This window comes from Methanoregula sp. (genome assembly GCF_041663825.1).
Lineage (GTDB): Archaea > Halobacteriota > Methanomicrobia > Methanomicrobiales > Methanospirillaceae > Methanoregula.
The window spans coordinates 77,551-102,326 of the sequence record NZ_JBAYLY010000007.1 but is presented as its reverse complement, the minus strand read 5'-3'; the positions used below and the strand labels follow the sequence as shown (position 1 = coordinate 102,326).

The following is a 24,776-nucleotide window of genomic DNA, read 5'->3' as shown; positions in this document are numbered from 1 at the left end:
TCAGCGCCTCGCGTACAGCACGCTCATGTAATCGCTCTTTACCGGGATCTCGTCATCGCGGTACACTTTCATATCTGAAAAAAACATCCGCTCAACAAGAACAAACTCACGGTACCCGTCACGTTTGAGGTCATCCATAATCTTTTTCGGGTACCGGGCCTTGAGCCGGATGAGGGCCGAAGGTTCTGCACCATCAGATACTACAAAACCGCCGGCAAGCGGGACATTCGCAGCGGAGGCAAACGCAGTGATGGAACTGATCCCGGGCTCGGTGCGGCATTCGATACCGGGATAGCGCTCCGCAATGATCCCGCAAAGCCGGGAGAACGTGGAGAAAAAGTTCGGGTCGCCAAGGATCCCGAACACCGCAAGGCCCTTTTTTGCCACCGGCGCAATCTTTTCTGCATTCGCTTCGAGGCACGACCGGATCTTCTCCTCATCATCGGTCATCGGGAAATCGAGCATGACGGCATCGCGGTACGGTGCAACAAGATCGGCAGCGATCCGGCCCGGGACAAAAACGGTGTCGGCCTCTTTTAAGAACCGGATAGCCCGGAGCGTAAGCAGGTCCGGGTTTCCCGGCCCGAGGCCAAGGCCTACGAGCATGCGGCACCCGACCCTACGATGATATAGACCGGATCGATCGGCTTAAACATCATGCTCTTTCCGAGTTCGTGCGAGCGGGAAACCTGAACGTGCACGGCCTCGCGGAAGATACCAAGGCGCTGCATGGTCGCAGTTACCGTTGCAAGCGTGCTTACGAGTACGGCATTGACAATAATGATCCGCCGGACTTTGCGGGAAAGGACCGGAAGCACCGTTTCGATCTGTTGCGAGCCTCCCACAAATGCACAGTCAACGACCGGGGCAGTTGCAAGAAAATCAGTTGCTTCCCCGGAATAAAATTCGATATTATTTACGCCGGCATTTTTTGCTGCATCCTTCGCAAATGCGATCGCCTCCGGGCGCCGGTCGACCGCATATACTTTTTTTGCAAGCCTGGCAGCGGCAATTGAGACCTTGCCGGTCCCACATCCGAGATCGAGTACAGTATCTCCTGGTTTTAATCCCATCTTAAATAATGAGATCGCCATCACTTCGTCCTGTGTCGGCCCGCCGGCAGGCATCGTATCGCCCATCTTTTTAAAAATTTCGTTGTGTTAATGTATTAATGCTTGTTAGCCGCCGATAAAACTGTACATAATCTCTATAAAGATCGGTTATTTTGTGTTTTTGTATATCCCGATTAAAAAAAAGGACAAGTAGTATTCAACCTGACGATGTATCGATCCTCAATCTGTCTTTGGGGGTCTTGCTTCCGGTGGTTTTACTTCCAATAGTTTTCCAGTCCCGCTCCCGAGCGTGATACCTGCCTTCCTGAGCAGGAAATACGCTGCAGAGAGCCCGACAATAATAACACCAATCCCGATGAGTTCCATGCCGTCGGTCACCGAAGGGTCAAGCAGGATTACTTTCCGTGCAATTGCAATGATCGCAAGAAGCACCACGATTTCAACGTGGATGACATTTTCGGTAATGTAGGCCTTCATCGTATCCAGCAGTTCGACCGCGATGAGCACGAGTAAAAAGACACCAAGGACCGAGGTCAGTTCGTGGTTCTCCAGCAGCAGTGGCGGGTAATTGGTCAGGCTTGTCCAGAGATACCAGAACATTTCACCGAGTGCAAAGATCAGGACAATCACGAGCAGCAAAATAAGCAGCATGTAGACCAGTTTTTCAAAACGGTTGATAAATTCCAGCATCATTCACCTTCGTACGGGATAAGGTCAGGAGATCCGGGATCGTAGAGCCGGACTACGTCGCCAATTACGATAACCGCCGGTGGCTTCACACCGGCCTGTGCGGCCTTGTCGCCAATAGTCGCAAGCGGCCCGGTCGTGACCCGGCGGTCCTTCCTCAGCCCGCGTTCAATGACAGCGACCGGCGTCTTTTCGGATTTGCCGTTTGCGATAAGAGCACTGGCGATTTTTTTGAGGTTCGCCACTCCCATCAGGATCACAATTGTGCCCCGGCTCTGTGCGAGCAGTTTCCAGTCAAGCGCAGGTTTGGTTTTTGTCGGGTCTTCGTGGCCGGTGAGAATCGTCACCTGCGAGGCGTACTTCCGGTGCGTGACCGGGATGCCTACCGATGCGGGGACGGCAAGCGCACTGGTGACCCCCGGCACCATCTCGACCTCGACACCTGCCGCCCGCAGTGTCTCGATCTCTTCGCCACCCCGGCCAAAGAGGAAGGGATCGCCCCCTTTGAGCCGGACGACGGTTACATCTTTTTTTGCCCGGTCGACCATAAGGGATTCGATCTCATGCTGTTCCAGCGTGTGGTTTCCGCCGTACTTCCCGCAGTCGATCTTCTCGGCCTTTTTAGGGAGGGAACTCAGGACCTCCTCACCGGGTAACTGGTCGTAAAAGATGACATCAGCTGCTTCTATGATCTCTGCTGCCCGCTGCGTCAGGAGCCCCGTACCGCCCGGACCGGACCCGACAAGATACACTTTACCGGTCATAATGAAATCCCAAGAGTCTGGTATGCTTCCCGGATCAGGTCGCCGGCCCGCATCCGCAGGACATTACCCTGCGCCCGGGCCTCTTCGATGGTCTCAATATCCTGTTCAATACGTTCCTCCCGTTTCCCGTCAAGCGAAAGGACATCAGCTACCAGGTGCCCGCCCTTGCAATAAATACCCATAGGTGTAAAACACCCCGCACCTACCTGCTCCATCACCGCCCGCTCGATCGCTACATCTTTGCGGGTCTCGGGGTGATCGAGCGCGGAGAGCACTTCCATGAGGGAAGGGTCGGCCCGGCTTACAACTGATATGGTGCCCTGGTTAGGGGTAGGAACAAACTTTTCGGGGGGCAGGCGCTCGCCGGGGATACGGATCCCAAGCCGTGAAAGACCGGCTTCGGCAAGGACAATCGCATTGTACTGTCCTTCGTTGAGTTTACGGATCCTCGTATCCACGTTTCCCCGCAGATCCTTTATGGCGAGACCGGGGTCGTGGCGCAGGAGCTGGGCCTTTCTTCGGGTGCTCGACGTTCCGATAATTGTTACCGCTGCAATCGGACCTGAAAATGCAAGGAAATCAGCAGGGGAATCGCGGGGGAGGATGGCAGCGGTAAAAAGTCCTGACGGGCGAACAGCGGGAATATCTTTCATACTATGGACTGCACAGTCGATTTCGTTATTAAGGATTGCATCATCGAGCGCCCGGACAAAGACACCCTGCTTTCCGATCTCGTGGAGGGGAACACCGGTGACCTCATCGCCTTGAGTGCTGATGATCTTCTGCTCGACTTCGACACCAAGGGCTTCGAGTTTTTTTATGACAATTCCGGTCTGGACGAGTGCGAGCTTGCTCCCCCGGGTCCCAATCCTTATTGTCATACGGTGTATCCCCCGCAGATCGCATCAAGGTCTACTTTTGTGTGTGCAACCGAGAGGAAATTTGTCTCGAACTGCGAGGGCGGCAGGAAGATCCCGCGTGCAAGCATCTTCTGCCAGAACCGGGTAAAGGCCGCCGTGTCGCACTCTTTTACATCGGTATAGTTCTGCGGGGCTTCTTTTCTAAAAAAGTACTTGAACATAGAGCCGATCCGGACAAACGATCCTGCCGCTTTTTTATTTTCGGGAAGCGACTCTTCGATGATACGGGTCTTATCTGCAAGATCTGTGTATGTCGAAGGGTGATCGTGCAGCCAGCGGATCGTCGCTATCCCGGCTGCAAGGGAAAGGGGATTTCCCGAGAAGGTGCCGGCCTGGTAAACCGGGCCCTGCGGCGCGACAAGTGACATAATCTCACGCTTCCCGCAGAACGCACCTATGGGCAGGCCGCCGCCGATGATCTTCCCGAGCGTGGTGAGATCGGGCTTCACGCCAAACATCTTCTGCGCCCCGCCGATGCCGAGCCGGTAGCCGGTGATCACTTCATCAAAAATAAGGAGCACATCGTGGGCTTTTGTGATCTCCCGTACATCCTTCAGGTAGCCATCCTGCGGGACCACCGGCCCGATATTGCCGAGCACGGGTTCGATGATGAGCGCGGCGATATCGGTATTCTTTGCAAGCAGGGTTTCGAGGGCTTCAGGATCGTTGTAGGGAAGCTGCCGGGTGTGGGCGACAAGATCCGCAAGCACGCCGGCAGAATCGGGAACCCCCATCGTGGTCGCACCTGAGCCGGCTTTCACGAGCACTGCATCGTGGGCACCGTGGAACCCCCCTTCGATCTTCACAATATCGGATTTTCCGGAGAAGCCTCTGGCGAGCCGGATCGCGGCCATCGTCGCCTCCGAGCCGCTTGAGACGAACCGGGCCATGTCCATGCCCGGGTGGTCCCTAGTGATGAGACCTGCAAACTCCGGTTCGTATGGCGTGGGGGTGCCATACAGCCAGCCTTTTTCGAGCTGGGCGGCAATCGCTTTTTTTATTTCAGGATTGGCGTGTCCGAGAAGGAGAGGGCCATAGGCCATACAGCAATCGATGAGCGTTGTGCCATCTACGGTAGAAATATGCGACCCTTTGGCATGGGCCGTGTAAAAAGGATACGGCTTAATTGCCCGGACCGGGCTTGAGACACCACCGGGCATCAGGATTTTTGCCTGCTCGAACAGGTCCCCGCTCTTCATTTCAGATCCACCCGCATGCATCGTAAGCAAAGTAGGTGATGATGAGATCGGCCCCCGCACGCTTGATGCAGGTCAGCGTTTCAAGAACCGTCTCTTTCTCTTTTATCCAGCCGCGTTCGGCAGCTGCCTTGATCATGGAGTATTCCCCGCTTACCTGGTACCCGGCAACCGGGAGGCCGAGTGTCGCAATTTCCGCAAGGACATCAAGGTAAGGGCCGGCGGGTTTTACCATCAGGATATCGGCGCCTTCGTCCATGTCAAGCCGGGACTCCAGGTATGCCTCGCGGCCGTTTGCCGGGTTCATCTGGTACGTGCTGCGGTCGCCAAACGAGAAACCGGACTCTGCTGCTTCCCGGAACGGGCCGTACAGGGCAGACGAGAATTTGGTCGAGTATGACATGATAAGCACGTCCTCGTATCCTTCTGAATCGAGCGCCTCCCGGATCGAAGCGACCATACCATCGAGCATGCAGGACGGGGCGACGATGTCGGCGCCGGCCTCCGCATGGCTGATCGCGATCCTGTTCATGAGGAGCAGGGACTCGTCATTCAAGAGATCCTTTTCCCCGCTGCGTATCCCGCCAACGATCCCGCAGTGGCCGTGGCTCGTGTACTCGCAGGCACAGACATCGGTGATAACCACCATGCCGGGGTACGCGGCCTTGATCCGCCGGACTGCCTGCTGCACGATCCCCTCGGCGTCGTAGGCGCTTGTCGCTGCATCGTCCTTGTGGGCCGGGATGCCAAAGAGAAGGATGGCCCGGATGCCCCGCTCCCACATCTTCCCGGCAATACCGGCGATCCCGTCCACCGGGTACCGGAACTGCCCGGGCATTGACTCGATAGGTTTTGGGGTCTTTGTGGTTTCATCAACAAAAAGAGGGGCGACAAGATCGTTTTTGGTCAATGTCGTCTCACATAAAAGCGGCTGGACATTGCGGGTACGTACCCGCCTCATTCTTCGCTCTGGAAACATGCGCACCATACCCCGAACGTTACTGATTAAGATTGCAGATGCATCGTATTTATGGTTATATTATCCGGGAGGACGGCTGCCGGGAACGGGCGGGTAATCTATTTCCCGTTTTCGGGTTTACCTGTATAGATATGCAGAGATCGTTTTTCTTCGGACTGTGCCTGATCGTGTGTGCTGCCGTTCTTGCAGCCGGCTGTACGACAACGTCCGGCACGCAGGGCGCCAAGGCTCCCGACACTGCCGTGACGGTATCGTCAGCGAATGTTTCACTTGCCCCGCTCATACTTACCCCGGCCGATGTTCCGGCGGGTTTTAACCTTGTGACCAGCCGTGAGAAGTCGGCGAATGAGGTTGGCTCGCTTGCAAAAGATCTCGGGTGGCAGCAGGGCTATGTTGTGATCTATTCCTCACCATCAAACGGTTCGTCCGGTCCGTCCGCGATCACCCAGTCCATCACGGTTTACCCGGCAGATCAGATGTCCGGCATTGTGACCCTGGTAAACACGAACGAACGGCAGATTAACGGCCTTGACTTTTCCGACCTGCCGCTGCCAGCGACAGGACCAAAGACCTGTGCTTTTTCCGCTACGGTTAGCAAAAAAACCCCGACCCCTGCAACGACAAGCAGAATGAGCGTAATTTCCTCGGACAGCGGATCGTCCGCTCCGACAGAAGGATACCTCGAAGTGGTCTTTGCACAGGGAAACATTCTCGAAGTGATCCGGATGAGCGGACCCGGGGCGCAGTATGAAACGCTCAAAAACCTTTCAGAAACCGCCTACGCAAAACTTGGATAATATGTGGTGAGAGATACTTTTTTGTTCTCTCTTTTATCCGGGCTATCGTCAGCCAAGGAACGCGTTCGTTTTTTTTTAAGAACTCCATTTCATAATGAACCGGTCTTCGCCCCCGCCAAAGTAGGCCGGCTGTAGTGATTCCTGCTCGAAGCCTTCACGCCGGTATAGCCGCACGGCCGGTTCATTTTTCGGGGCAACAGTCAGGTAGATCGTTTTTACCGAATGCTCGTGCAGCACACCGGTTGCCGCCCGGAGCAGCGCGGTTCCTATCCCCTGGTGCCGGAACCCGTCCCGCACCATCATGCGGAGGATCCATGCCTGCGCGGGATCGTCCTGAACGATGGTTCCAACCGTAAAGCCGACCACGGTTGTCCCTGATACGGCCACAAGAAACGTCGCGGGAGAAAGGGCGGCCATCTGGCGGACAAAGACTGCCGACCGGTAGTATTCGTGTACGCCGGCAGATTCAAGTGCGGTGACTTCTGTAAAATCTTCGTCACGGTACTGCCTGATCAGGAGTTCGTGTGCGGTAGTCCCCATCATGAGTGTTGCTCTGCAATGATTCTCTTATCCCGACCGGGTGCCTCATTCGGGCGCGTCGCCGCTTTCGGGAGAGGTTACCACATTCCCCCGGGTGAGGGCCTGGACCAGCGCTTCTGCGGCGCTGCGATCGCCCTCCTCGGCACATGCCCGAATAGATGTGGTCGCATCCGTGAGGATCTTTTTGGTGAGCACCCGGGAGAGGTCGTCGATGACTTCCGCCGTCTTCTCATCAGCCCCGTTAAGCCGGGCAAGCGCCTTGTCCCGCTCGCGCACCCTGACTGCCTCTGCCCACGTGTGCAGGGCGGCGATGCAGTCATCGGCGGCTCTCCGGTGGAGCTGGCGGATGAAGAGATCCAGTTCTTCGCTCACGTACTCTGTCGCCCGTTCTGCCTCGGCCCTGCGGGTACTCATCGTCTGCTCGTTTACTTCCCGCAGGTTGTCCATCGTGAAGAGCCTGACACCATCGATTGCACCCGAACCCTCTTCAACATCCCGGGGCTGGGCGATGTCGATTAAGATCAGCGGGCGGGGATGGCCTTCGACCGGCCAGCACCGGGCCCGCATCGCTTCCTTTAATTCCGCCTTGTGGATGACCGGGTGCGGCGCGGAGGTGCACGAGATGACGACGTCCGAGAGGGTGATGTAGTGGTACAGTTCGGTGAGTTTGACCGCTTTTCCGCCAATCTTCTCCGCGAGCCTGACCGCCCGGCCGTACGTGCGGTTCGCGACATACATTGCGGTCAGGTGTTTTGCCATGAGCGCCTGAGCGACTAAAAGGCCCATCTCGCCACTCCCGACCACGAGGATGTGCCGGCCCTCAAGCGTCCCGAGCTCGGATTCTGCCAGGAGCACTGCAGCAGAACCGACCGAGACGGCACCCCGATTGATCTGCGTGCGCTGTCGCACGCCGACTCCCACATGGACGGCCTTGTTGATGCAGAGTTCAAGAAAACTGCTCGCGGTGCCGGCTTCCTGCGCGTCGGCAAGCGCTTTCTTGAGCTGCCCGATGATCTGGTCCTCGCCGACGATCATTGATTCAATGCCGGCGGCAAGCGAGAGGAGGTGATGGAGCGCGTCGCGGCCTTCGAGCAGGAAGAATTCCGACCGTCCCTGCCCGGCAAGGAAGTCCCGGAGCGCTGCCGCGTCGCCTTCGACGATGACTTCGACCCGGTTGCAGGTCTGGAGGAGGAGCACGCCGTGAAACCTCCTGCCGGCGGCGTTGAGAAATGCCGGTTCATCGCCAAACCGGAAGGTTTCCAGTGCCATGACATCAGCGGTGTGGTGGCTGACGCCGGCAATGGCAATCCGTGCATCAGGCTCAGTCATGAAGGTACCTCTCTTTGACATGTTCCCACGCACGAGCATGGGATTTTTTAAGAAGCGTCCAGACCAGTTTGTCGCCAAGCACCTCTGACAGGATCCGGCGCCGCTCTCCCTGAGTCACCGGCCGGTCCCGGAGCGCATCGCGCAGCCGGTGCTGGAGCACAATCATGGCATCGAGCGCCGGGTATCTCTTTTCAATATCCTGCCTGATGAACCGGGAGACTGCCGGGCTCTCGCCCCCGGTGCTTATGGCGATTGTGTAGTGCGCGCCCATCGTCATCGCCGGGATGATAACGTCGCCGGGCTCGCCGTCCGCGTTGTTAAAAAGTACGCCATGATCACGGCAAAGCGCCCCTATCCGGTCGTTCTCGGCCTTATCGGAGAGCGCCCCGATGACAAGGAATGCAGGCGCGATGATATGGTCGAGCTCCTCGTCCGTCGCCTTACGGGTGTCAAGCGTCTGGATCTGGACCGGCAGCGCCCGGCTGTCCGGGGCAAACGTCCTGCTGACCATGAGGACTTCAGCTTCTTTTGCGAAATGTTCGGCTTTGCGTGCCGCTACCTCTCCCCCGCCGAATATGACGACCTGTTTACCCGTGCACTCCACGAAGAGAGGGATCATTGATCTATAGTTAGAGCAATCGGGTTACATTAAGATATGGCATTTGGATCCGGGCAGGGAGCCGCAGCACCCGGAAGAAGAGCCCGGTATCCCGGACTCTCAAAACCTCCCGATTCTCTCCGGGGGAACCGCATGGCAAATACGCCCATTTTGCGCCCAGAGTTCGATATACTTAAATCGTTTGAGTGCCCACACTTTAGAGCGCATTGCGCCGATAGTGTAGTGGTTATCACTAGGCGTTGCCAACGCCTAAACCCGGGTTCGAGTCCCGGTCGGCGCACTTTTCTGGGGTTTTTGATGTTCAAGGAGCTTACACGCTTTTAATATTGCACCATCTTTTTATTGCATCGATAAAAATTAGTAATGTAAGTGATTTAGGTGTTATTTTAAGAGATTCCAATGATCTCCGGACACCTTGTTCAATTTCGCCATTTGAACGGAAAGAATCAGTTACATCACAGATTTTGGGATGATTATAATCTGCGAGTGACTTACCACCCCCATGATTACAGTGATATTGACCGATGAATTCTTTTTGAGGAATATTCTTTACTTCACAATAGTACAGTACATTTTTACCGGTTGTTACTCCATGTTTTAAACCGTGACCGAAAATCCATACATGAGTGGCATTTGGATTTTCTATTACATTTCTTACGTCCCCCTCATTAGAACAAAAATACAATTTATGTGCAATTCGAGGATTCTGAAAAGTAAAACTGATTAATAAAGTCGACACTCCTGAAAAACAATTAGCAAACTTAGTTCGGAGATCCGTGGCAATAACAATTATTGCATGATGTTTTTCATTGTCACTTATTTCATTATCCAAATTCGTTCCAATTAACCAACAATAGACTGAAGGAGGCCAAATAAGTATAATATATTCATATAGCCGGTTTTTTTGGGCCTCGTAATAAATCAAAAACCCAAAAAAAATGCCCACTATAAATGAAAATATAGGATCGGAAACGCCGTTCATTATTGTCATACCTAATATACGGATAATTCTTTTAAATTAGTATATCATTCGCCATGTCGCATTTTTCCGAAGAATTATATCGGTTCTTCTCCAGATTTAGGATGACATCAAATTAGCAAAAATGATTCAACTCGAATTTCCGAAAATTTTGTTGATTTGTAGTGTTAGAGTTCTAAAAATTCAGACCGATTCCTAGCTGAAATTTTTTGTGATTGCAAATATACTTTGTGCCATTCAAAATCTATCGATCTATCCCCCGCAGTTTCGTCGCTACTGGGGGTACTGCGACCTCCCTTTGCTCCTCACCCTTCGGGTCGTGCTCCTCATCACCTCTGCGAGGTGAGGCAGTAAAGAGGATGTATCCATCTTCGGTGACAGAAGTTCATGGGACTAATAATTTTTGGCCAGAATTTTTTAGCAGGGAAAAACTTGAAAAAAAATTCCTTCTAAAATTGGAGAAGAGCATTTATTAAAGAAGCTCAAAATAAATGGCTCGAAATTTTGTATCTATATGCTATCGTCAGGAGCCACGCATATCAATAGCCCCTCCCGGAATGGCATTAACGGATCGTTCGCATTTATCCTTTGTTGCTGTTCCTATTTTCATTATGCAGGTTAATGTTGATCACAGGCCCACTCTTTGAAACCCGTTTAACCCCCGAACGGCTACGTTTAGGAGCGCATTTATGATTACGGTCTTTCCCCCAACCTTCACATACAGGGCATGTCTCTTTATGAACCGTAATAGCCCCCATTTTCGTAGGAAGGTAGCCTTTACCCTTACAACGAGAGCAGGTAATATTCAACCCGCATTTAGGACATTTATATATCGTCATAACTTTCCTTCAACCCCCATTTAATAGAGCCAATATATAAATTGTTGGATTTTACGTTAAATCCGGTATCATCTGCAATTTATTCTTTATAGGCTTAAAGTAACTTACAGTCGTTAATATTGCCCTTTGGAATCTCCCGGTATACCCGTTGTATTGTTCTTCCATCCCGTTGGTTCCTGTAACAGCCAGACCCAGTACTTCTCTATTTTCACCTTGAAAGAACAACCGCCGAAAATTCGTATGAGCCAGATCTGGAAGCGGGAGTATCCTTTTTTGGCAGCCGCCCCCTCCATTTATGGCAGGAGAGGGTACCCCCCATTTGTACAAAGGTGGCACCCCCCACTCCCGGGCAACTAGAGGGGGGTGGGGGGATCATGCTTTTAAAAAATTGGTCGGGGGTCAGGGTACCTCTCACTTTTGGGAGCGGGGGGTACCCCCTTTGCAAGAAAAGAGGCCCCTACCCCCAAAGCCATCGGCCGGCAAAATATACATTCAGACGATAACTCCACGCGAATCACAGGTTTCGGAAATGCCGGAAAAGGAGGGTAGGGTCCCTCTTATGCTCGGACAGGGGGGTGGGGGGTCACGCTTTAAAAAAAATTGGTCGGGGGGTAGGGGTACCTCCCATTTTTGGGAGCGGGGGGTGCCACCCCGGGCTGGCAGGAGGGGGTACCCCCAATGGACCGGGAATCGCTTCGGTAAGTCCTATTAAAAAAATTCTGATGTTTGTAAAGGAAAATTTAGAGAAGTACAGGACCTGTGAGTTGACATGTTCGGGAGGCCGGGATGCTTGCCTTGGGGGATAATCGTTCAATATTTATCGAGGATAATTTAGAGAAGTACTGAGACCGGATGATTTTCCCTGTTAGGTCTCATAATCTCCGTCCCGTACCATTCAACGTTCTTTTTATCCGGTTCTTTCTTGTAGGCCATCACTTTACAGAGGTCACAGGAAGTCCTATAAAATTTCCAATAAATTTTCCAAACACATAAAAAAACCCGCATGAAGTCAAAGATTTCGCACCAAAGCAATGAAAATTTTGCACTCAAAACTCGAATTTCCATTTGCCTGCTCTATCGACTGAAGTTTTCAAAATTTTCATGACAAAATTACGATGCCCACCCGCCTCAGGGCCCCTCGCGGGGCACGGCGGGGCGAGTGCGGTTTCCCCTTCCCCGATCCGACGCGGGGGCTTCCTTCCGGGGGCGGCGGCACTCATCGCTCATTGGGGCTATGGGGGCATCAGCCCCCATCAGAATCGGGAATGAAAAACTATCTCATTAGGCCGGAACAAGAGACGCCAGGTTGTTGCGGAGCCGCAGGGCATCCGAAGTGAGGTTGGCCGGGTCTTCTTCGACATAGACTGTCCAGAGCGTTGCGAGTTCTTCAGAAATGCCGGCAATGCCTTCTTCCAGTGATTCCGCAGAGACCACAAGGCCAAATTCATTGCTCGAAAGGGTCAGCCGGTCGTCTTCGTGTTCAACGGTAATGATCAGCCGCCGGGCCAGACGGTAAACGCGACCGTTGATCTTCAACCGGTCGAGACTGATCGTCTGGTCTGCCATCTTCAGCATAATTATACATACATACCGTTTCCGGTGTAATAGTTTTTCCGGCCGGGGAAACCGGATAATTTTTTTATTCTGTAAGAGGGATTTTCCGGCAATGGAGGACTCACAGACCGGTAAATGGCAACGTAATTTAGCGGCCTTCCTTTGTTCGCGAAAAACCGGCAGGTTTACAACCCTCCGGAATTATAGAGACACTCATGGAAATCAGGATGCACCAACGAAGATCACTTCCGATAACTCCTTGAAATGCGCGTCACCGGTCAGGACCTTTGCCTGGTTCATAAGGGCCGTCGCATAGATTATCGCATCTGCAATGCCCCCTTCTTTCATGCTCCTGCGTACTGCTCCCCCGGCCCGTGCGATGCCGGGATCTACCGGGACGAGGCGGCTCCTGAGTTTAATCCCGGCTATCATGAGATCCATCCGATTCTTGTCCTTTCCATAGAGCCGCTCCAGTTCTGCGATAGTTATCGTTGACGTAATCTTGTGTTCGGGGCCCTCAATGATGCCACGAACGAGATCATTAGCCCTCCAGTACTCAATCCACGCCCATGTGTCCAGAACAACCGCGATGTTAATCCTCTCCGTTGCACACGTACTCTTTCAGATCCGGGAATGCTCCGAAATCCGAGGGGAGATGCTTCTGCCGTTCTGTGATCAGGAACATGATCGCTTCATCGTACGTCCTGAACTGTTTCTCATCGACGATCTGATCGAGCCACTGTTTCGTTGACCTGAGGACCTGCATGGAGGCGCGGGGCTCCTTAACCGGGACGACATCCTGCGTTAATTTTCGTGCCTTCACCCGCACAGGTATCCGGGTTCCCGGGCGAGGATCCTCCATCGGGATTGCTTGAGCTTTCGCCATGGTTGTATGTGTAATGTATACATTATACAATATTAAGTGTGGCGTGCCAGAGATTCTCTCCTAAAACTTTTTCAATAAAACGGACATTAATTGTGGCACTCTACAATTAAATGACAATAAATGACTGCGGTCTTTCTGGCATTGTCCCATGAACATGTACCAGACAAGATACACAGTTTTTTTTGCAGGTTGAAGTGATCAGGATCTTATCGGCCATCAGCCGGATCCCAGGAATACAACATCCGGCAAATTTTTGAAGTGAAGATCCCCGGTTACAATCGTATGCTTCCCCAGTTTTGCGGTCGCAAGGATGATCGCATCTGCAATCCCTCCCTGGATCTCGTTGTGGCGCAGCATCCCGGCCAGTGTTGCGATCTCCCGGCTGATGGGGATCAGGGTACAATAATTCAGCATCTCGTTTACCCGGGCGTCAACCATCGTTTTTCCCTGCGGGGCGAACCGCTGTGATACTTCATCAAGGGTGATCATGGAGATCACCAGATCGTTATCGGATTCGATATATTCCTTTGCGCGTGACCCGGCCTCGTTCCAGTAATCGATCCAGACCCAGGTATCAAGAAGGAACGCGATAAGGATCCTCCTCCTCATCCCGTTTGAAGGGGCCGCCGCTCGGGAACTTCCCGGCAGAGGAGGGCATGGTTTTTTTCTGCTCGCGGATCAGGAAGCCGATGGCCTCGTCATAGGTCTCCAGGTGTTTCATCTCCTTGACCTGATCGAGCGTCATCTTGGTCATCAGGGTAACCTGTATGGTACTTTTGGGATTCGCGGCCGACATTTTTTCTTTCGTCATGCCCTTGCCGCGAGTCCGGGGACGGTAATTTCCAGAACCCTGTGCCAGGTGCGCTGCTTTTGGCATACGTTACATACTATAGTTTATAGTGCTAAAAATGATTTCGGGCCAGGCTCCCTGCGGTACTGTGATAAACAGCCATTTTTCGATCCATCGGTATAGACCCGGGATCGGACTTACCTGCCGGGGGCAGCGGCACTCCTCGCTCGTCGAGGGTATGGGGGCATCAGCCTGATCGCCCCCGGTATACCACCTTACCCTGGAAACTGCCTCATCAGACCGTCCCTCTCCCATGATCATTTCTCCGACGGAGACTTCCCGGGCCGGTACCACCTTATGGAATCTCCAGTGGAAATGGTGCCAATCCTCTCCACGATTATCGTTAAAATCAGATATTTTGGGAAACGGGCCGTTTTAATCAGGAAAAAACCGGCGCCTTTAGCGGCCTTCTTTTGGTGGCGAAAAATCGGCAGGTTACCATCCGTCCGGAAACCTGATCTGGCCAGGAACAACGCTATGGCCGAAAAATAAAGGGGGTTCCTTATGGCGAAAAATGACAGGGTTTTTCCGGGCAAAATATCCCGGATCTGCCTCTCTTGTGTTGACATGCGGGAAATAAGGGTATCCGGATGGCGGGGTACGGTCATTTGAATGGTTTTTTACCGTCAGTAGTGAGGGAAACCCCCACTTGTGGGGGAAGGAAGGCAACAGACCTCATCTACCTGATCCAAATCTCAAAACCAGGATAGTCTTTCCCGTCCCTGCCGCACTTTTCCGAAAAGTTTTGAGCGCGAGCTGAGAATTCCAGAAAATATCCGGCTCAGCTGTCGGCAATTTCAAAAAACAATTGGATCGATTCCTGATAATTCCGGAAAATGTCCGGCCCGGCTGCTGAGTATTTTCAAAAATGATCGGATCGTTTCCTGGGAATTCCGGAAAATATCCGGCTCAGTTTCTGGGAATTTTCAAAAAAGAACGCCACGACCCGGTACCGGAACTGGCCAGACCCACGAATAATCATCACAACCTACGTCGGATGCTGCTCCGACCGTGCGCCCGTGCAGGAAAAAGAACGGCTCAGCTGCCGGGTATTTCAAAAAATGATCGGATCGTTTCCTGAGAATTCCGGAAAATATCCGGCCCGGCTGCTGGGAATTTTCAAAAATGATCGGATCGTGTTCTGAGAATTCCAAAAAAAGACCGGGCCGGGCCATTGAAAATTCCTCACAACAGCGCCGCGTTCTTGTTCCCGGACTTCCTTACCGGGTCATCGTACGACCATCCGGGCTCCCGCTTCCCTATCGCTTTTGAAGGAAACGCCGCCGCGATCTCCGCATAGGCCCGGTCGAGCAGCGTCCGGTAGAACGGCAGGTCAAACGATGCCGCACACCAGGCCGGTTCCACACAGTAGCGCCGGGCATCGGTTACCACATACCGGATCTTCATGCCGGGCGCGATCGCGATCCCGTGATCTTTGTAGGCCTGCACCGCTGCGCCTTCGATGCACCGGTGCCGGTACGTGAGCCGGCTGATCCGGCGGCTGATTTCCATCTCCCCGGGGCTTGCCGCCATAAGGGCCCCGGTCGTCTCCCGGAAAATTCCCGTGACCTCCTCCCTTACCTCATCGAGCTGCCCGACCGTCTCCGCACGCTTCATCACGTCAAGCATCCGGCGCTGCATCTCCCGCACGTATGCCGGCGTATCATGCCGCCGGGCCGCAATCCCCCGGACTTTGATGCTCCCGTCCGGGAGACGGCCGTAATACCGGTTGTATGCACCAAAGCCGTCCGCGAGCGGCAAAAAGACGATCCAGTCAAAGTGTTCGACCTCAAGGAGCAGGCCGGTCGCTTCCTCGACCCGGGATTTTAAGAGTTCCACCGGGGCACCCTGCACCCACAGGCAGTCGACAATCCCGTGCAGGACCGAAAAACCCAGGTCTTCTGCAATGTCCTTTGTCCGGAGCAGGATCTCCCGGGACCGGCCCGTGATCGCTTCGTGCACCTCGATTCTCCCGAACTTCGCGTTCTTGTAGCCGGTGTACCCGAAGCAGGTCACCAGCATCCACTTGAGCACCGCATCGATACCGGCAACCTGCGGGTCGGTCTTCTTCAGGTTTTTTGTCCGGATCCGCAGGTCGAGAAGGGGCTTGAGGGCAAGGGGGAGAAAACCCGGGCGCTCCGGGTGCTCCACCGTCTCGGGCGACAGGTTTGCCTGCACGATGATGGACGGGTACATCGAGGTAAAGTCAATCTCCTCGACATTCTCAAAGGTGCCGGGCGAGGGCTGGAACATCATCCCGCCCCGGTCCGCTGCCTGGAGATCCGCAAACTTCCTCACCTTCTCCCCGTCGCTCTTGCGGAAGGGGACGGTAATTTTCCGTTTCAGGGCCTCGTACACTTCGTAGGAACTGACCAGCGTCCCCGGGGTAAACCGCGAGGCAAGGTTGGGGGACAATCCCGATAACCGGGAGGCCATGAAGACCCCGGCAAGTCCCCCTTCGCGGTACACAAACGACTGCCCGGTATCGATTAAGATCCTTCCCTCGGGGATAAGGGCCGACTCCTTATGCTCCATCCGGCCGTAACTCCAGTACGACCGTGCATCCATCGAGCGGTACCGGCCGGTCCGGGAAAATGGCATCTCAAGACCGAGCGCCTGAGCCTCGCGGTGCATCTTTGGCATCCACGCATCCGCATCCGTCATGAGGATAACATCCGGGTCGGCCGCAGTCACCAGGGAGAAGAGATCAAGAAGGACCGTCCGGGGTTCCCCGGCCAGCCGTTCGGTGCACTCATGCACAACCTCGATATCCGTACATACGGGCGAGCGGGCCGGATCGTCACGCACCCGGATCTCCAGTTGGCTGAGGGAATGGGAGACCTCCGGGGAGAAACGTTCGGCCGGGTCGTCACTACAGGGAACAATACCGTTCTCTGCCATGAACCGCTGGTCGCGCCGGGTATCCACGTTGTAGAACTGCGCATCGAACCCGGTCTGCCGCTCGATTGCCTCTGCCACCTCGCGCCCCGCATAGACCGCGTACCCGTCAAGTTCCCCGAAGATTGTCGCAAACGTGCAGGCCTCTGCCCGGTACTGGTCTTCCAGAGCCCCGATCATCTCATAATGGGCGTGAGGGTCGGGCAGGTGGAGGTAGAACGGCGGGTCGTAATCATGGTGGACCCGGGTGACGGTGCCGTCTTTGTACCACAGGTCAATGCCGTCCCGATACCCGGAGTCAAGGATCCACACGGTTATTCACCTGCGCTTCGAGCCGGTCCTGGCGCTTGAGGACCTCGACAAGCACGGAGAATACCACGGCTTCAAGCGGGTCGTCACAGCCGGCAAACGCCTCGCTCGAATGCATCTTTGCAAGTTCGGCGAGCCGTTCGCCGTACCGCTGGTCCTCTTTCTTGAGTGCCCGGGCCGACCGGGCCCACCGGTCCGCGGTACTGTTGACCCCCAGCCGGATACTGGGAAACGTCCTCCCCATCACCTCACCTCCAGCGTTCTCTGGCCCGCGGGCCGCAGGCCGTACTGCCGCATCCCCCGGGCGGCACGGACCGGCTGCCCTTCAGCCCCATCCGCGACAATCTCGATATAGCGATCGGCCCTGCGGGCGAGGGCCGAGAATGTGCGGTCCATTGCCGGAGTATAGAGGATGACCAGCGATTCCCGTCCCGCCTCTTTTAAGGCCCCGGCCACCGGTTCGAGAGTATTTGCGGCCCCGTCAAAGAGGGAGGGGTCGTGCTCGACAAAGACCACCGTGTGGCCGGCTTCCCTGAGCATGGTGAGGAGCTGGTGGGAGGTAAATGCCCGGCGGACCTCGAAGTTTGTCGACGACCGCTGGATGCCCGACAGGATGCGGGAGTAATTTCCCCCGATGTAGAGGAACAGGAACCGCTGGAGATCCGCGTTGCTGTTGAGCGCCGAAACCATCACCTTCTCGGGTGCGATCACGGCAGAATATGTTCCCGGCTGGAGCGCCAGTCCCTTGCGGATCTCGATCTGCATAGCACCGGATCACTGCGGTACTGAGGGGGATATAGATCCGGCCATGTGCGGTGCGAAAGTGATCATGACGAGTGCGACTTCGTACTCCTCTGCCCAAAAGATACCTTAAGACGTTACAAAAACCGCATGCGGCATCATAGAGAAGGCGTATATCATCAACCTGACAAGAGACCACGTCAAGTCTGATGAATACAAAAAACAAGGAGAATCGTATATGAGCGTATACTATTTTTGTACAGGTTGTGAATACATCAAAATCGGGGTGGTCCCGGGATCTAAAACATCGACAGCAGGCGGATGGTCATGCCCGGCCCGGTTCAACCCGAGGGAAGGGAAATGGCCTTCAACGGACGGGGTAAATCCTCACGAATGTCCACGGAATGAGCAATTTATGGCTCTTCAGAAACAGAGTGGCGACCGCAAACTCCGGTGAAACCCCTGTTTTTTCTGATAGTGAGGCTTGTATTTTTATCTTCCCGGTGCGTTGTCGGGACTGTACAGTCCTGAAAGTATTTCTCATAGATCTTTGCATACGAGCACAAGAACGTTTCATCATCAGACTCACCACCCAAAAACCCGGATACCAATACCGAAGATTGCCTCTTGCGGCAACCGTCTCCAGAACGCGAGATTCGGGGATTCAAGGTTCTCGAAATCCAGACTGCCGTGAGGTCGGTCATTGTACCAAAGGATAAAATCATCAAGGGTCTCGAACTCATACCTGAACCGGCGATAGGTATCGAACCATTTCTCAATTTTCCCGTTAGTCTGGGGATGTTTCACCCGGGCAGGAATCGGTCGGATACCCTGAGATTCGAGATATCGTTTGAATTCGCTATCCCAGTTCCCGTTTTCATCGATCCGATGAGCGCCGAACTCGCTGCCATGATCCATGATCAGTTCGCGAAGCGGGCATATCGATCCATATTCCCGAAGTGCTCGTTCGACGATGGCTATTGAATTCTCTGTATTGATGGTAGCAAATTCATCGATTGCCAGAATCTTTCGTGATGAGTCGTCCAGGATCGCACAGATCTTGAGTCCACTGACGGGATCTTCATGCCAGTCGATATGGCCGGCTGACATGCTGTGTTTCCGCTCGTACCGAACCCACTTTCGTTGTTTTCGTTTGGAGGTTTCTGCTTTGGCAAGTCCCCGGTCCATGAGATACCGATGTATTCGGTTGTGTGAAATACTTACGGTATAGTCGTTCCATATCAGATTCTCTAACATCCGCGCTCCATACCGAAACCGTTGGTACGCCTGGTCTATCACACCGGATTCCGCAGGGGTTACCGGTTTCTTTGGTCGGCCCATCACCTCACCAATGAGGGGAATCTCTCCGGTTTCCCGATACTGCTTCCATAGTTGATCCACACGACGCCTCGTTATTCGCTGGATCTTTGCGATTATTCCGGATGATTCTTTCTTCTCTTTCTGACGGATTATCCACCGGATTTTCTTCTTGTTCAACTTCATCGTTGAACCGGTCTTCGGCTCAACGGCGGATATAGGAAATACTTTCGGGACTGTACAGTGCGTTGTCGGGACTGAAACGAACATGAAGTTATTGTGACCCGGCAGTTGACTCATTAAAATTCCCGATAACGCACCCGCACCCATCAGCATCAGGTTTAACCGCTCACTCGTTTCATGTGGGTATATGCTTGAGGAGTTCTGCGAAGGAAACCATTGCGATCAATACGCCCCTTCCCTGGGAGGGGCTTTTGCAAAGTGTTTAATGATGCGGAGGGAATTGTCCCGGGTTGCTTATTGCCCTCTTGGGAATGAGAAAATTGATCCCATCAGTGCAAAAAAATGAGGGGATCCCAATACCGGCGGTCCGCGTGTTTTCGGACCGGGTTTTGTGTAACTATACCACCCGTCCTCATCCCAAGTGTTGACACATTTTTTGGCGATCCTTTTACCCCATTGTCTGCTCGAACGCTCAAAACAGGTACGGACAAACGACCAGATACAGCAGCCATCGGCCCCGGTGAAAACTGCCTTCGGGAATAAAGAATATTCTGAAAAATATGAGAAATGAAAATGGGATTATGCTCTCTTTCCGCTGGATTTCTTTGCATCGCTCTTCGCTGCTACGGGAGCGGTCTTTGAAGCGGGGGCAACTGCCTTCTTTTCCTTATGTGACGTGGGTATCACTTCCTTTTTTAGTGGTTTTCGTTCATTTGTGGTTTTTGCCACTAATTCATGTTCTTTTGGTACCGGGATATACGTTTTGTCCCTGAACCGGAATTTGGACGATTTAAAACGGGTATTTTTGTGGACAGGGGCCGGGAAACGCGAAACGGGGAGAAAAGGAGAGAAGTACCAAATTCTTTTTTTAAAAAATGAAAAATGAGTCCCTGACCGCAGATGCTTGCAGAACCGGCACTTACGAACCGATCAGAATCGGGGCCTGTACTTCAGACGCTGTTTCCTGCAGGGGATGCAGTACCGCGGGTGCGTGATGCGAAGATTCTCCTGGCGATTCCCGTTCTGCGTGTTCAAAATGTCCTGTTAAGATTTGATTCTGCTGTGTAAGTGTTGCAAGGATCTGTCGGTTGACTTCGAAGTTTTCCCGGGTAAGCGCGGAGATAACTCCCAGGATCTTTGTCTGGTCTGCGATCAAGGTAGCAATTTCTTGAGCGGATTTTGTACCGGCTTCTGCTGCATGAATGGACTGCGGCCGTTTCTTTGCAAATTCGCTCTTGCGTTTCCAGATCTTTGAGATACTGTCAAGACCTTTTTTGGTATCGGGGAACGCCGCGAGGTATCTCTCATAAAATTCATGGCTGTCTCTGCACTGGAGGACGAGGTCAATCTCTGCTTCTTCGACCACCTGGTATTTGCGGACCGGGGTTTTTTGCATACGGGTGCCTTCCTGAATCTACCATACGCACTGACAGGGATAAAGGACCGGGCCCGTGCGGTGCGAAAGTGATCCCTCCCCTGATACCTGCACAAGATTGATGAGTCCCCGCACGAGAATGACCATTACCCTGTGTGGCCGGTACTCGCTTGCCAGTATCGATGACCTCTGCGGGAGGTTCCGGGTCATTGACCCGATGATCGGATTCCGGTCGCACTTCAATATCGCGCCCGGCAGCACGAACCCGGTGATCGTGGCGCACGAGCGGGCAGAAGCGGTCATGATGCAGTGGGGTCTTGTGCCGCACTGGACACGGGACATCAAGGAGGCCCGGCGCCCGATCAATGCCAGGGCGGAAGGCCTCGGAGAGAAACCGATGTTCCGGGATCTCCTGCGGGGGAACCACTGCATCGTTCCCGCGAAGGTGTTTGAAATTGTTGACCGATCAACTAATTTGATATATCGGGATCGTTAGAGCATAAGCTGTGATGCATGCAATAGAGGTTTCACATTTGACCAAAAAATTCGGCGCCCTTACCGCGTTAAACGATGTGAACTTCTCGGTAGATGTGGGAGAAACGTTTGGTTTTCTGGGACCCAACGGTGCGGGGAAGACCACCACGATAAGGATCCTTACCGGAATATCGTATCCTACCTCCGGGACGGCGACCATCTTCGGCCACGATATCGGGCGCGACACGATTGCGGCACGGCGGTCCATGGGGATCGTTTCCGAGACCTCAAATGTCTATGATGACCTGACCGCATGGCAGAACATGATCTTTTCCGCAGAACTCTACCATGTCGGCCGGGATGAGCGGGAGAAAAAAGCGGCCGAATTACTCGCCACCTTTGACCTGAACGAGCGGCGAAATGACAAGGTGCATGGTTTTTCCAAGGGCATGAAACGGAGGCTGACGATTGCCATGGGTCTTGTCAACAGCCCGCGCCTTCTTTTCCTTGACGAACCGACCTCTGGCCTTGATGTGCAGAGTAACCTCATTATCCGCGATGTAATCACGGGTCTTATCCATGAGGGGGTTACCGTATTTTTGACAACTCATAATATCGAGGAGGCAAACCTGATGTGCGACCGGGTGGCAATCGTCAACAAGGGGACTGTCGCCGCCATCGACGCACCGGAACGGCTCAAGAAAACGATCCAGAGTGCGCAGTCAGTTGTAGTCTCCTTTGACCGTGCCTCTGCCGGACAACTTGACGAGGTTCGCAGCCTTCCGATGGTCAATGATGCCATAAAGGAAGGAGATAAGTTCCGGCTCTATACAGAAGATCCCGCAACGGTCATCGAATCGGTGATGGAGTATGCCAGATCAGGAAATCTCCGGGTGATCAGCATCTCCACCCTGGGACCAAGCCTCGAGGATGTGTTTATAAAATTGACCGGCCTGCAGAGAACGGGAGGGGCGATCCATGCCATTGACTGATGAAGGGAAAGCCGGCGCATGGTTTGCGCGATTCAGTCACGAGATCTCCGCAGCATGGGCGATCTCGCGCAAGGACATGATCACCTACTACATCAAGCCCAACATCATCATGATGGGGATTCTCTTCCCGCTCTTTATGTTCCTCGCATTTGCTATTGGGAAGAACGCCCCGCCGGGCACGCTCGTCCCGGGCCTCATCGCAATCACGCTTCTCTTCTCGGCATCCTCGATCGAGCCGGTTTCTATCCCCATCGAACGGCGGGTAAAGACGTTTGACCGGCTGCTCTCAGCACCGATCTCGCTTCATTCACTGGTTTTCGGTGAGAGTCTCAGCGGTTTTCTCTATAGTCTCGGTATTGCATGTATCCCGCTCATAGCTGGGGTAATCCTGTTTGCCACGCCGATTGAACATGTACCGGTTCTCGTGATTGCCATGGCACTGACTGCGTTCTGTTTTGCAACACTCGGTACCCTGTTTGCTGCGTACCCCACCGAGAACGTCGGAGAAGTGATGTCGATCCTCAACACGGTCCGGCTGCCGCTCATCTTTATCTCCGGTGTCTTTATCCCATTGTCGGCCATGCCGCAGATCGGCCAGGATATTGCACTGCTCTCCCCGCTGACGTACGGGAATGACATGATCGCGTACGCGTATACCGGCACGTCGCTCTTTTCGCCGCTGCTGGATATCCTCGCGCTGGTGATCTTCATTTTGATCTTCCAGTTCACGGCAAATCGTCTCTACAAGAAATTCAACGAATAATCTGGCCCGAATCGTCAGGATAATGCGCAGAACCGGCTAAAATAACGGATACCTGTTTCCATTTTTAAATATTGCTTTTATCGTGTCACCGGCCTTATGCCCATCAGACTCAAGAACCACCGTTCATCAGATGACGGATATTCGGGTTTGTAACGATATTGCAAAAAATCATCTCGATACCAGTCCTGGAGATCTGCAACGTCTCGGAAAAGGGCCGCACCGGACTCCCCCCGGTCTGCACGAGTTTCCCGATATCGGGAGGTATTTCTTTGGGAGCGGTAGTAGGATTGATGAGTCACTGCGTAAGAATAACCAATATCATGTGTGGCCGGTACTCGCTTGCCTGTATCGATGACCTCTGCGGGAGGTTCCGGGTCATTGACCCGATGATCGGCTTTAAGTCGCACTTTAATATCGCGCCCGGCAGCACGAACCCGGTGATCGTGGTGCACGAGCGGGCAGAAGCGGTCATGATGCAGTGGGGCCTTGTCCCGCACTGGGCAAAAGGCGTTGTTACCTGGCCACATCTCTTCCGGCTGCCGGTTATGTGGGGACAACTCGTACCGCACTCAACAAAGGACATTCCGCCCACCGCTCGGCCCTTCAATGCCCGGGCCGAGGGTCTCGCAGAGAAGCCGATGTTCCGGGATCTCCTGCGGACGAAACGCTGCATCGTTCCCGCGAGCGGGTTCTTTGAGTGGAAACAGGAAGGCGGGCGCAAAGTCCCGTTCTACTTTCGGGTGCGGGACGACCCGGTCTTTGCCTTTGCCGGCCTCTACGATATCTGGAGCAACCCGGCGGGTACGACCCTTTCGACCTACACGATCATCACGACTGCGGCAAACTCCCTGATGGCCCCCGTCCATGACCGGATGCCGGTGATCCTCAAACAGGACGACGAGATGCGCTGGCTGTCCCGGGCAGTTCTTCCCGAGGATGAGCTACAGCGGATTCTCGTGCCGTATCCTGCGGAGGGGATGGTGGCGTACCCGGTCTCGGAGCGGGTAAACAGCCCTGCGGTGGATGATGTGGGGGTGACTGAACCGGTGAAGGGGTTGTGAGGAGTCCCCGGGTCAGCGGAAAAATTCCATGGAGCTGGCCCGCTGGCCTGACGCCGGGATAATGGGCCGGCCTCCCGGATGGCGTCCCGGCATAACAAATGGCCGGTTTTTAAAGAATAACAGGAAAGAAAAAGAAAAATTTGGTTTTTGCACGCCGTCACACAACGGTTTTCTGGCGTTACCATTTCTCAGGGAATGCCATCTCGACGTACAAGTCCTCAAGCCGGGCCTTGTGGCCGCTCTCCATGGCGGCGAGGTTCTGGAAAAGGCTTTTCTGGACAAAATCGCTGGTCGAATTTGCAAGCTGCGTATACATCTGCATCGCTTCAAGTTCTTTCTTGATCGCAAGGACAAGACCGTCAATGGGTTTTAAGTCCATCGTAAGTTTCGGGGTTTCGAGACTGTCGCCAACTTTGTAATCGTTCGCCTTGGCGATGTGAAGATCCTTTACATCCTTTGTAAGCAGACCTTCAAGGAACTGCCGGTGCTTTGTCTCGTCTCCGGCGAGTTCATTAAAGAGATCCTTTAAGTTTGCATCCTTGACCCGGTCAGAAACTGACCGGTAAAATGTGTACGATTCCACTTCCCTGCTTATTGCCATCTGGATAATGTCTTTTATATCAGTCATTTCATCTATCCTCCATATGCCCT

The 24,776-nt window shown here is 53.8% G+C and carries 29 protein-coding genes and 1 tRNA gene; 6 read left to right on the top strand and 24 right to left on the bottom strand.

The features are described 5' to 3' along the window. The 7 genes from WCX19_RS05125 to hemB form a co-directional block, all read right to left on the bottom strand. Complete coding sequence (locus WCX19_RS05125) at window positions 1-606, bottom strand: cobalt-factor II C(20)-methyltransferase (RefSeq protein ID WP_373005803.1); 606 nt, start codon at window positions 604-606, stop codon at window positions 1-3. After that, complete coding sequence (locus WCX19_RS05120) at window positions 597-1,139, bottom strand: precorrin-6Y C5,15-methyltransferase (decarboxylating) subunit CbiT (RefSeq protein WP_373005801.1); 543 nt, start codon at window positions 1,137-1,139, stop codon at window positions 597-599. Before WCX19_RS05120 ends, WCX19_RS05125 begins: the two co-directional genes overlap by 10 nt. Before the next feature lie 153 nt (window positions 1,140-1,292). Further along, window positions 1,293-1,766, bottom strand: a complete 474-nt coding sequence (locus WCX19_RS05115; RefSeq protein WP_373005799.1) for a phosphate-starvation-inducible PsiE family protein — start codon at window positions 1,764-1,766, stop codon at window positions 1,293-1,295. Continuing rightward, window positions 1,763-2,524, bottom strand: a complete 762-nt coding sequence (gene cobA / locus WCX19_RS05110) for a uroporphyrinogen-III C-methyltransferase (protein WP_373005797.1) — start codon at window positions 2,522-2,524, stop codon at window positions 1,763-1,765. The genes WCX19_RS05115 and cobA overlap by 4 nt, the downstream gene beginning before the upstream one ends. Then, window positions 2,521-3,405 carry a hydroxymethylbilane synthase gene (gene hemC / locus WCX19_RS05105; RefSeq protein WP_373005795.1) on the bottom strand — a complete coding sequence of 295 codons (885 nt, stop codon included), beginning with the start codon at window positions 3,403-3,405 and terminating at the stop codon, window positions 2,521-2,523. Before hemC ends, cobA begins: the two co-directional genes overlap by 4 nt. Continuing rightward, window positions 3,402-4,643 (bottom strand): glutamate-1-semialdehyde 2,1-aminomutase, encoded by a 1,242-nt coding sequence (gene hemL, locus WCX19_RS05100; protein ID WP_373005793.1) that lies wholly within the window; start codon window positions 4,641-4,643, stop codon window positions 3,402-3,404. The genes hemC and hemL overlap by 4 nt, the downstream gene beginning before the upstream one ends. A 1-nt stretch (window position 4,644) precedes the next feature. Beyond that, window positions 4,645-5,619, bottom strand: coding sequence for a porphobilinogen synthase (gene hemB / locus WCX19_RS05095; RefSeq protein ID WP_373005791.1), 975 nt, complete (start codon window positions 5,617-5,619; stop codon window positions 4,645-4,647). Between the two features lie 131 nt (window positions 5,620-5,750). Between hemB and WCX19_RS05090 the strand changes: the two genes are divergently transcribed. After that, entirely contained in the window at window positions 5,751-6,416 is a 666-nt protein-coding gene (locus tag WCX19_RS05090; RefSeq protein WP_373005790.1) for a hypothetical protein, read from the top strand. Between the two features lie 75 nt (window positions 6,417-6,491). On the opposite strand, the gene WCX19_RS05085 is transcribed toward WCX19_RS05090, so the two are convergent. From WCX19_RS05085 to WCX19_RS05075, 3 genes are read right to left on the bottom strand one after another with little or no spacing between them, the layout of a single operon-like run. Further along, window positions 6,492-6,959, bottom strand: a complete 468-nt coding sequence (locus WCX19_RS05085; protein WP_373005788.1) for a GNAT family N-acetyltransferase — start codon at window positions 6,957-6,959, stop codon at window positions 6,492-6,494. Window positions 6,960-7,001: 42 nt separating this feature from the next. Next, complete coding sequence (gene hemA / locus WCX19_RS05080) at window positions 7,002-8,285, bottom strand: glutamyl-tRNA reductase (RefSeq protein ID WP_373005786.1); 1,284 nt, start codon at window positions 8,283-8,285, stop codon at window positions 7,002-7,004. Beyond that, window positions 8,278-8,904, bottom strand: coding sequence for a bifunctional precorrin-2 dehydrogenase/sirohydrochlorin ferrochelatase (locus WCX19_RS05075; RefSeq protein WP_373005784.1), 627 nt, complete (start codon window positions 8,902-8,904; stop codon window positions 8,278-8,280). Before WCX19_RS05075 ends, hemA begins: the two co-directional genes overlap by 8 nt. 208 nt (window positions 8,905-9,112) lie before the next feature. Between WCX19_RS05075 and WCX19_RS05070 the strand changes: the two genes are divergently transcribed. Continuing rightward, window positions 9,113-9,184: transfer RNA gene (locus tag WCX19_RS05070), tRNA-Gly, on the top strand. 30 nt (window positions 9,185-9,214) lie between these two features. Here the strand turns inward: WCX19_RS05070 and WCX19_RS05065 are convergent. The 13 genes from WCX19_RS05065 to WCX19_RS05005 all read right to left on the bottom strand — a co-directional run bounded on the left by WCX19_RS05065 (window position 9,215) and on the right by WCX19_RS05005 (window position 20,856). Further along, entirely contained in the window at window positions 9,215-9,895 is a 681-nt protein-coding gene (locus WCX19_RS05065; RefSeq protein WP_373005782.1) for a hypothetical protein, read from the bottom strand. 2,108 nt (window positions 9,896-12,003) lie between these two features. After that, complete coding sequence (locus tag WCX19_RS05060) at window positions 12,004-12,297, bottom strand: hypothetical protein (protein WP_373005780.1); 294 nt, start codon at window positions 12,295-12,297, stop codon at window positions 12,004-12,006. 201 nt (window positions 12,298-12,498) lie between these two features. After that, window positions 12,499-12,855, bottom strand: coding sequence for a PIN domain-containing protein (locus WCX19_RS05055; RefSeq protein ID WP_373005830.1), 357 nt, complete (start codon window positions 12,853-12,855; stop codon window positions 12,499-12,501). A 13-nt stretch (window positions 12,856-12,868) separates the two neighbouring features. Beyond that, window positions 12,869-13,162 (bottom strand): hypothetical protein, encoded by a 294-nt coding sequence (locus WCX19_RS05050; RefSeq protein ID WP_373005778.1) that lies wholly within the window; start codon window positions 13,160-13,162, stop codon window positions 12,869-12,871. Between the two features lie 216 nt (window positions 13,163-13,378). Further along, the gene (locus WCX19_RS05045) at window positions 13,379-13,771 is read right to left on the bottom strand and encodes a PIN domain-containing protein (RefSeq protein ID WP_373005776.1); all 393 of its coding nucleotides are present in this window, start codon (window positions 13,769-13,771) and stop codon (window positions 13,379-13,381) included. Further along, window positions 13,737-13,973: a hypothetical protein gene (locus WCX19_RS05040; protein WP_373005774.1), complete on the bottom strand. Its 237-nt coding sequence runs from the start codon at window positions 13,971-13,973 to the stop codon at window positions 13,737-13,739. The genes WCX19_RS05045 and WCX19_RS05040 overlap by 35 nt, the downstream gene beginning before the upstream one ends. A gap of 296 nt (window positions 13,974-14,269) precedes the next feature. Then, window positions 14,270-14,581 (bottom strand): hypothetical protein, encoded by a 312-nt coding sequence (locus tag WCX19_RS05035; RefSeq protein ID WP_373005772.1) that lies wholly within the window; start codon window positions 14,579-14,581, stop codon window positions 14,270-14,272. Between the two features lie 616 nt (window positions 14,582-15,197). Continuing rightward, window positions 15,198-17,222 (bottom strand): type B DNA-directed DNA polymerase, encoded by a 2,025-nt coding sequence (locus WCX19_RS05030; protein WP_373005770.1) that lies wholly within the window; start codon window positions 17,220-17,222, stop codon window positions 15,198-15,200. After that, a complete protein-coding gene (locus tag WCX19_RS05025) occupies window positions 17,209-17,463 on the bottom strand; it encodes a hypothetical protein (RefSeq protein WP_373005768.1) in 255 nt (84 codons plus the stop codon). The genes WCX19_RS05030 and WCX19_RS05025 overlap by 14 nt, the downstream gene beginning before the upstream one ends. Continuing rightward, complete coding sequence (locus tag WCX19_RS05020) at window positions 17,463-17,984, bottom strand: hypothetical protein (RefSeq protein WP_373005766.1); 522 nt, start codon at window positions 17,982-17,984, stop codon at window positions 17,463-17,465. The genes WCX19_RS05025 and WCX19_RS05020 overlap by 1 nt, the downstream gene beginning before the upstream one ends. Before the next feature lie 561 nt (window positions 17,985-18,545). Continuing rightward, window positions 18,546-19,463: a DDE-type integrase/transposase/recombinase gene (locus tag WCX19_RS05015; RefSeq protein WP_373005829.1), complete on the bottom strand. Its 918-nt coding sequence runs from the start codon at window positions 19,461-19,463 to the stop codon at window positions 18,546-18,548. 576 nt (window positions 19,464-20,039) lie between these two features. Next, a complete protein-coding gene (locus WCX19_RS05010) occupies window positions 20,040-20,189 on the bottom strand; it encodes a hypothetical protein (RefSeq protein WP_373005764.1) in 150 nt (49 codons plus the stop codon). Between the two features lie 190 nt (window positions 20,190-20,379). After that, window positions 20,380-20,856 carry a hypothetical protein gene (locus WCX19_RS05005; RefSeq protein WP_373005762.1) on the bottom strand — a complete coding sequence of 159 codons (477 nt, stop codon included), beginning with the start codon at window positions 20,854-20,856 and terminating at the stop codon, window positions 20,380-20,382. Window positions 20,857-20,974: 118 nt separating this feature from the next. Between WCX19_RS05005 and WCX19_RS05000 the strand changes: the two genes are divergently transcribed. The 4 genes from WCX19_RS05000 (at window position 20,975) to WCX19_RS04985 (ending at window position 24,125) form a co-directional block, all read left to right on the top strand. Beyond that, window positions 20,975-21,331: an SOS response-associated peptidase family protein gene (locus tag WCX19_RS05000; RefSeq protein WP_373005760.1), complete on the top strand. Its 357-nt coding sequence runs from the start codon at window positions 20,975-20,977 to the stop codon at window positions 21,329-21,331. A gap of 37 nt (window positions 21,332-21,368) precedes the next feature. Further along, on the top strand, window positions 21,369-22,301 hold the full coding sequence (locus tag WCX19_RS04995) for an ATP-binding cassette domain-containing protein (RefSeq protein WP_373005758.1): 933 nt from the start codon (window positions 21,369-21,371) through the stop codon (window positions 22,299-22,301). Next, window positions 22,288-23,064 (top strand): ABC transporter permease, encoded by a 777-nt coding sequence (locus WCX19_RS04990; protein ID WP_373005756.1) that lies wholly within the window; start codon window positions 22,288-22,290, stop codon window positions 23,062-23,064. Before WCX19_RS04995 ends, WCX19_RS04990 begins: the two co-directional genes overlap by 14 nt. A 290-nt stretch (window positions 23,065-23,354) precedes the next feature. Then, window positions 23,355-24,125, top strand: a complete 771-nt coding sequence (locus WCX19_RS04985) for an SOS response-associated peptidase (RefSeq protein WP_373005754.1) — start codon at window positions 23,355-23,357, stop codon at window positions 24,123-24,125. A 178-nt stretch (window positions 24,126-24,303) separates the two neighbouring features. Here WCX19_RS04985 and WCX19_RS04980 read toward each other — a convergent pair whose 3' ends face one another. Then, the gene (locus WCX19_RS04980) at window positions 24,304-24,753 is read right to left on the bottom strand and encodes a ferritin family protein (RefSeq protein ID WP_373005752.1); all 450 of its coding nucleotides are present in this window, start codon (window positions 24,751-24,753) and stop codon (window positions 24,304-24,306) included. Window positions 24,754-24,776: the final 23 nt, after the last annotated feature.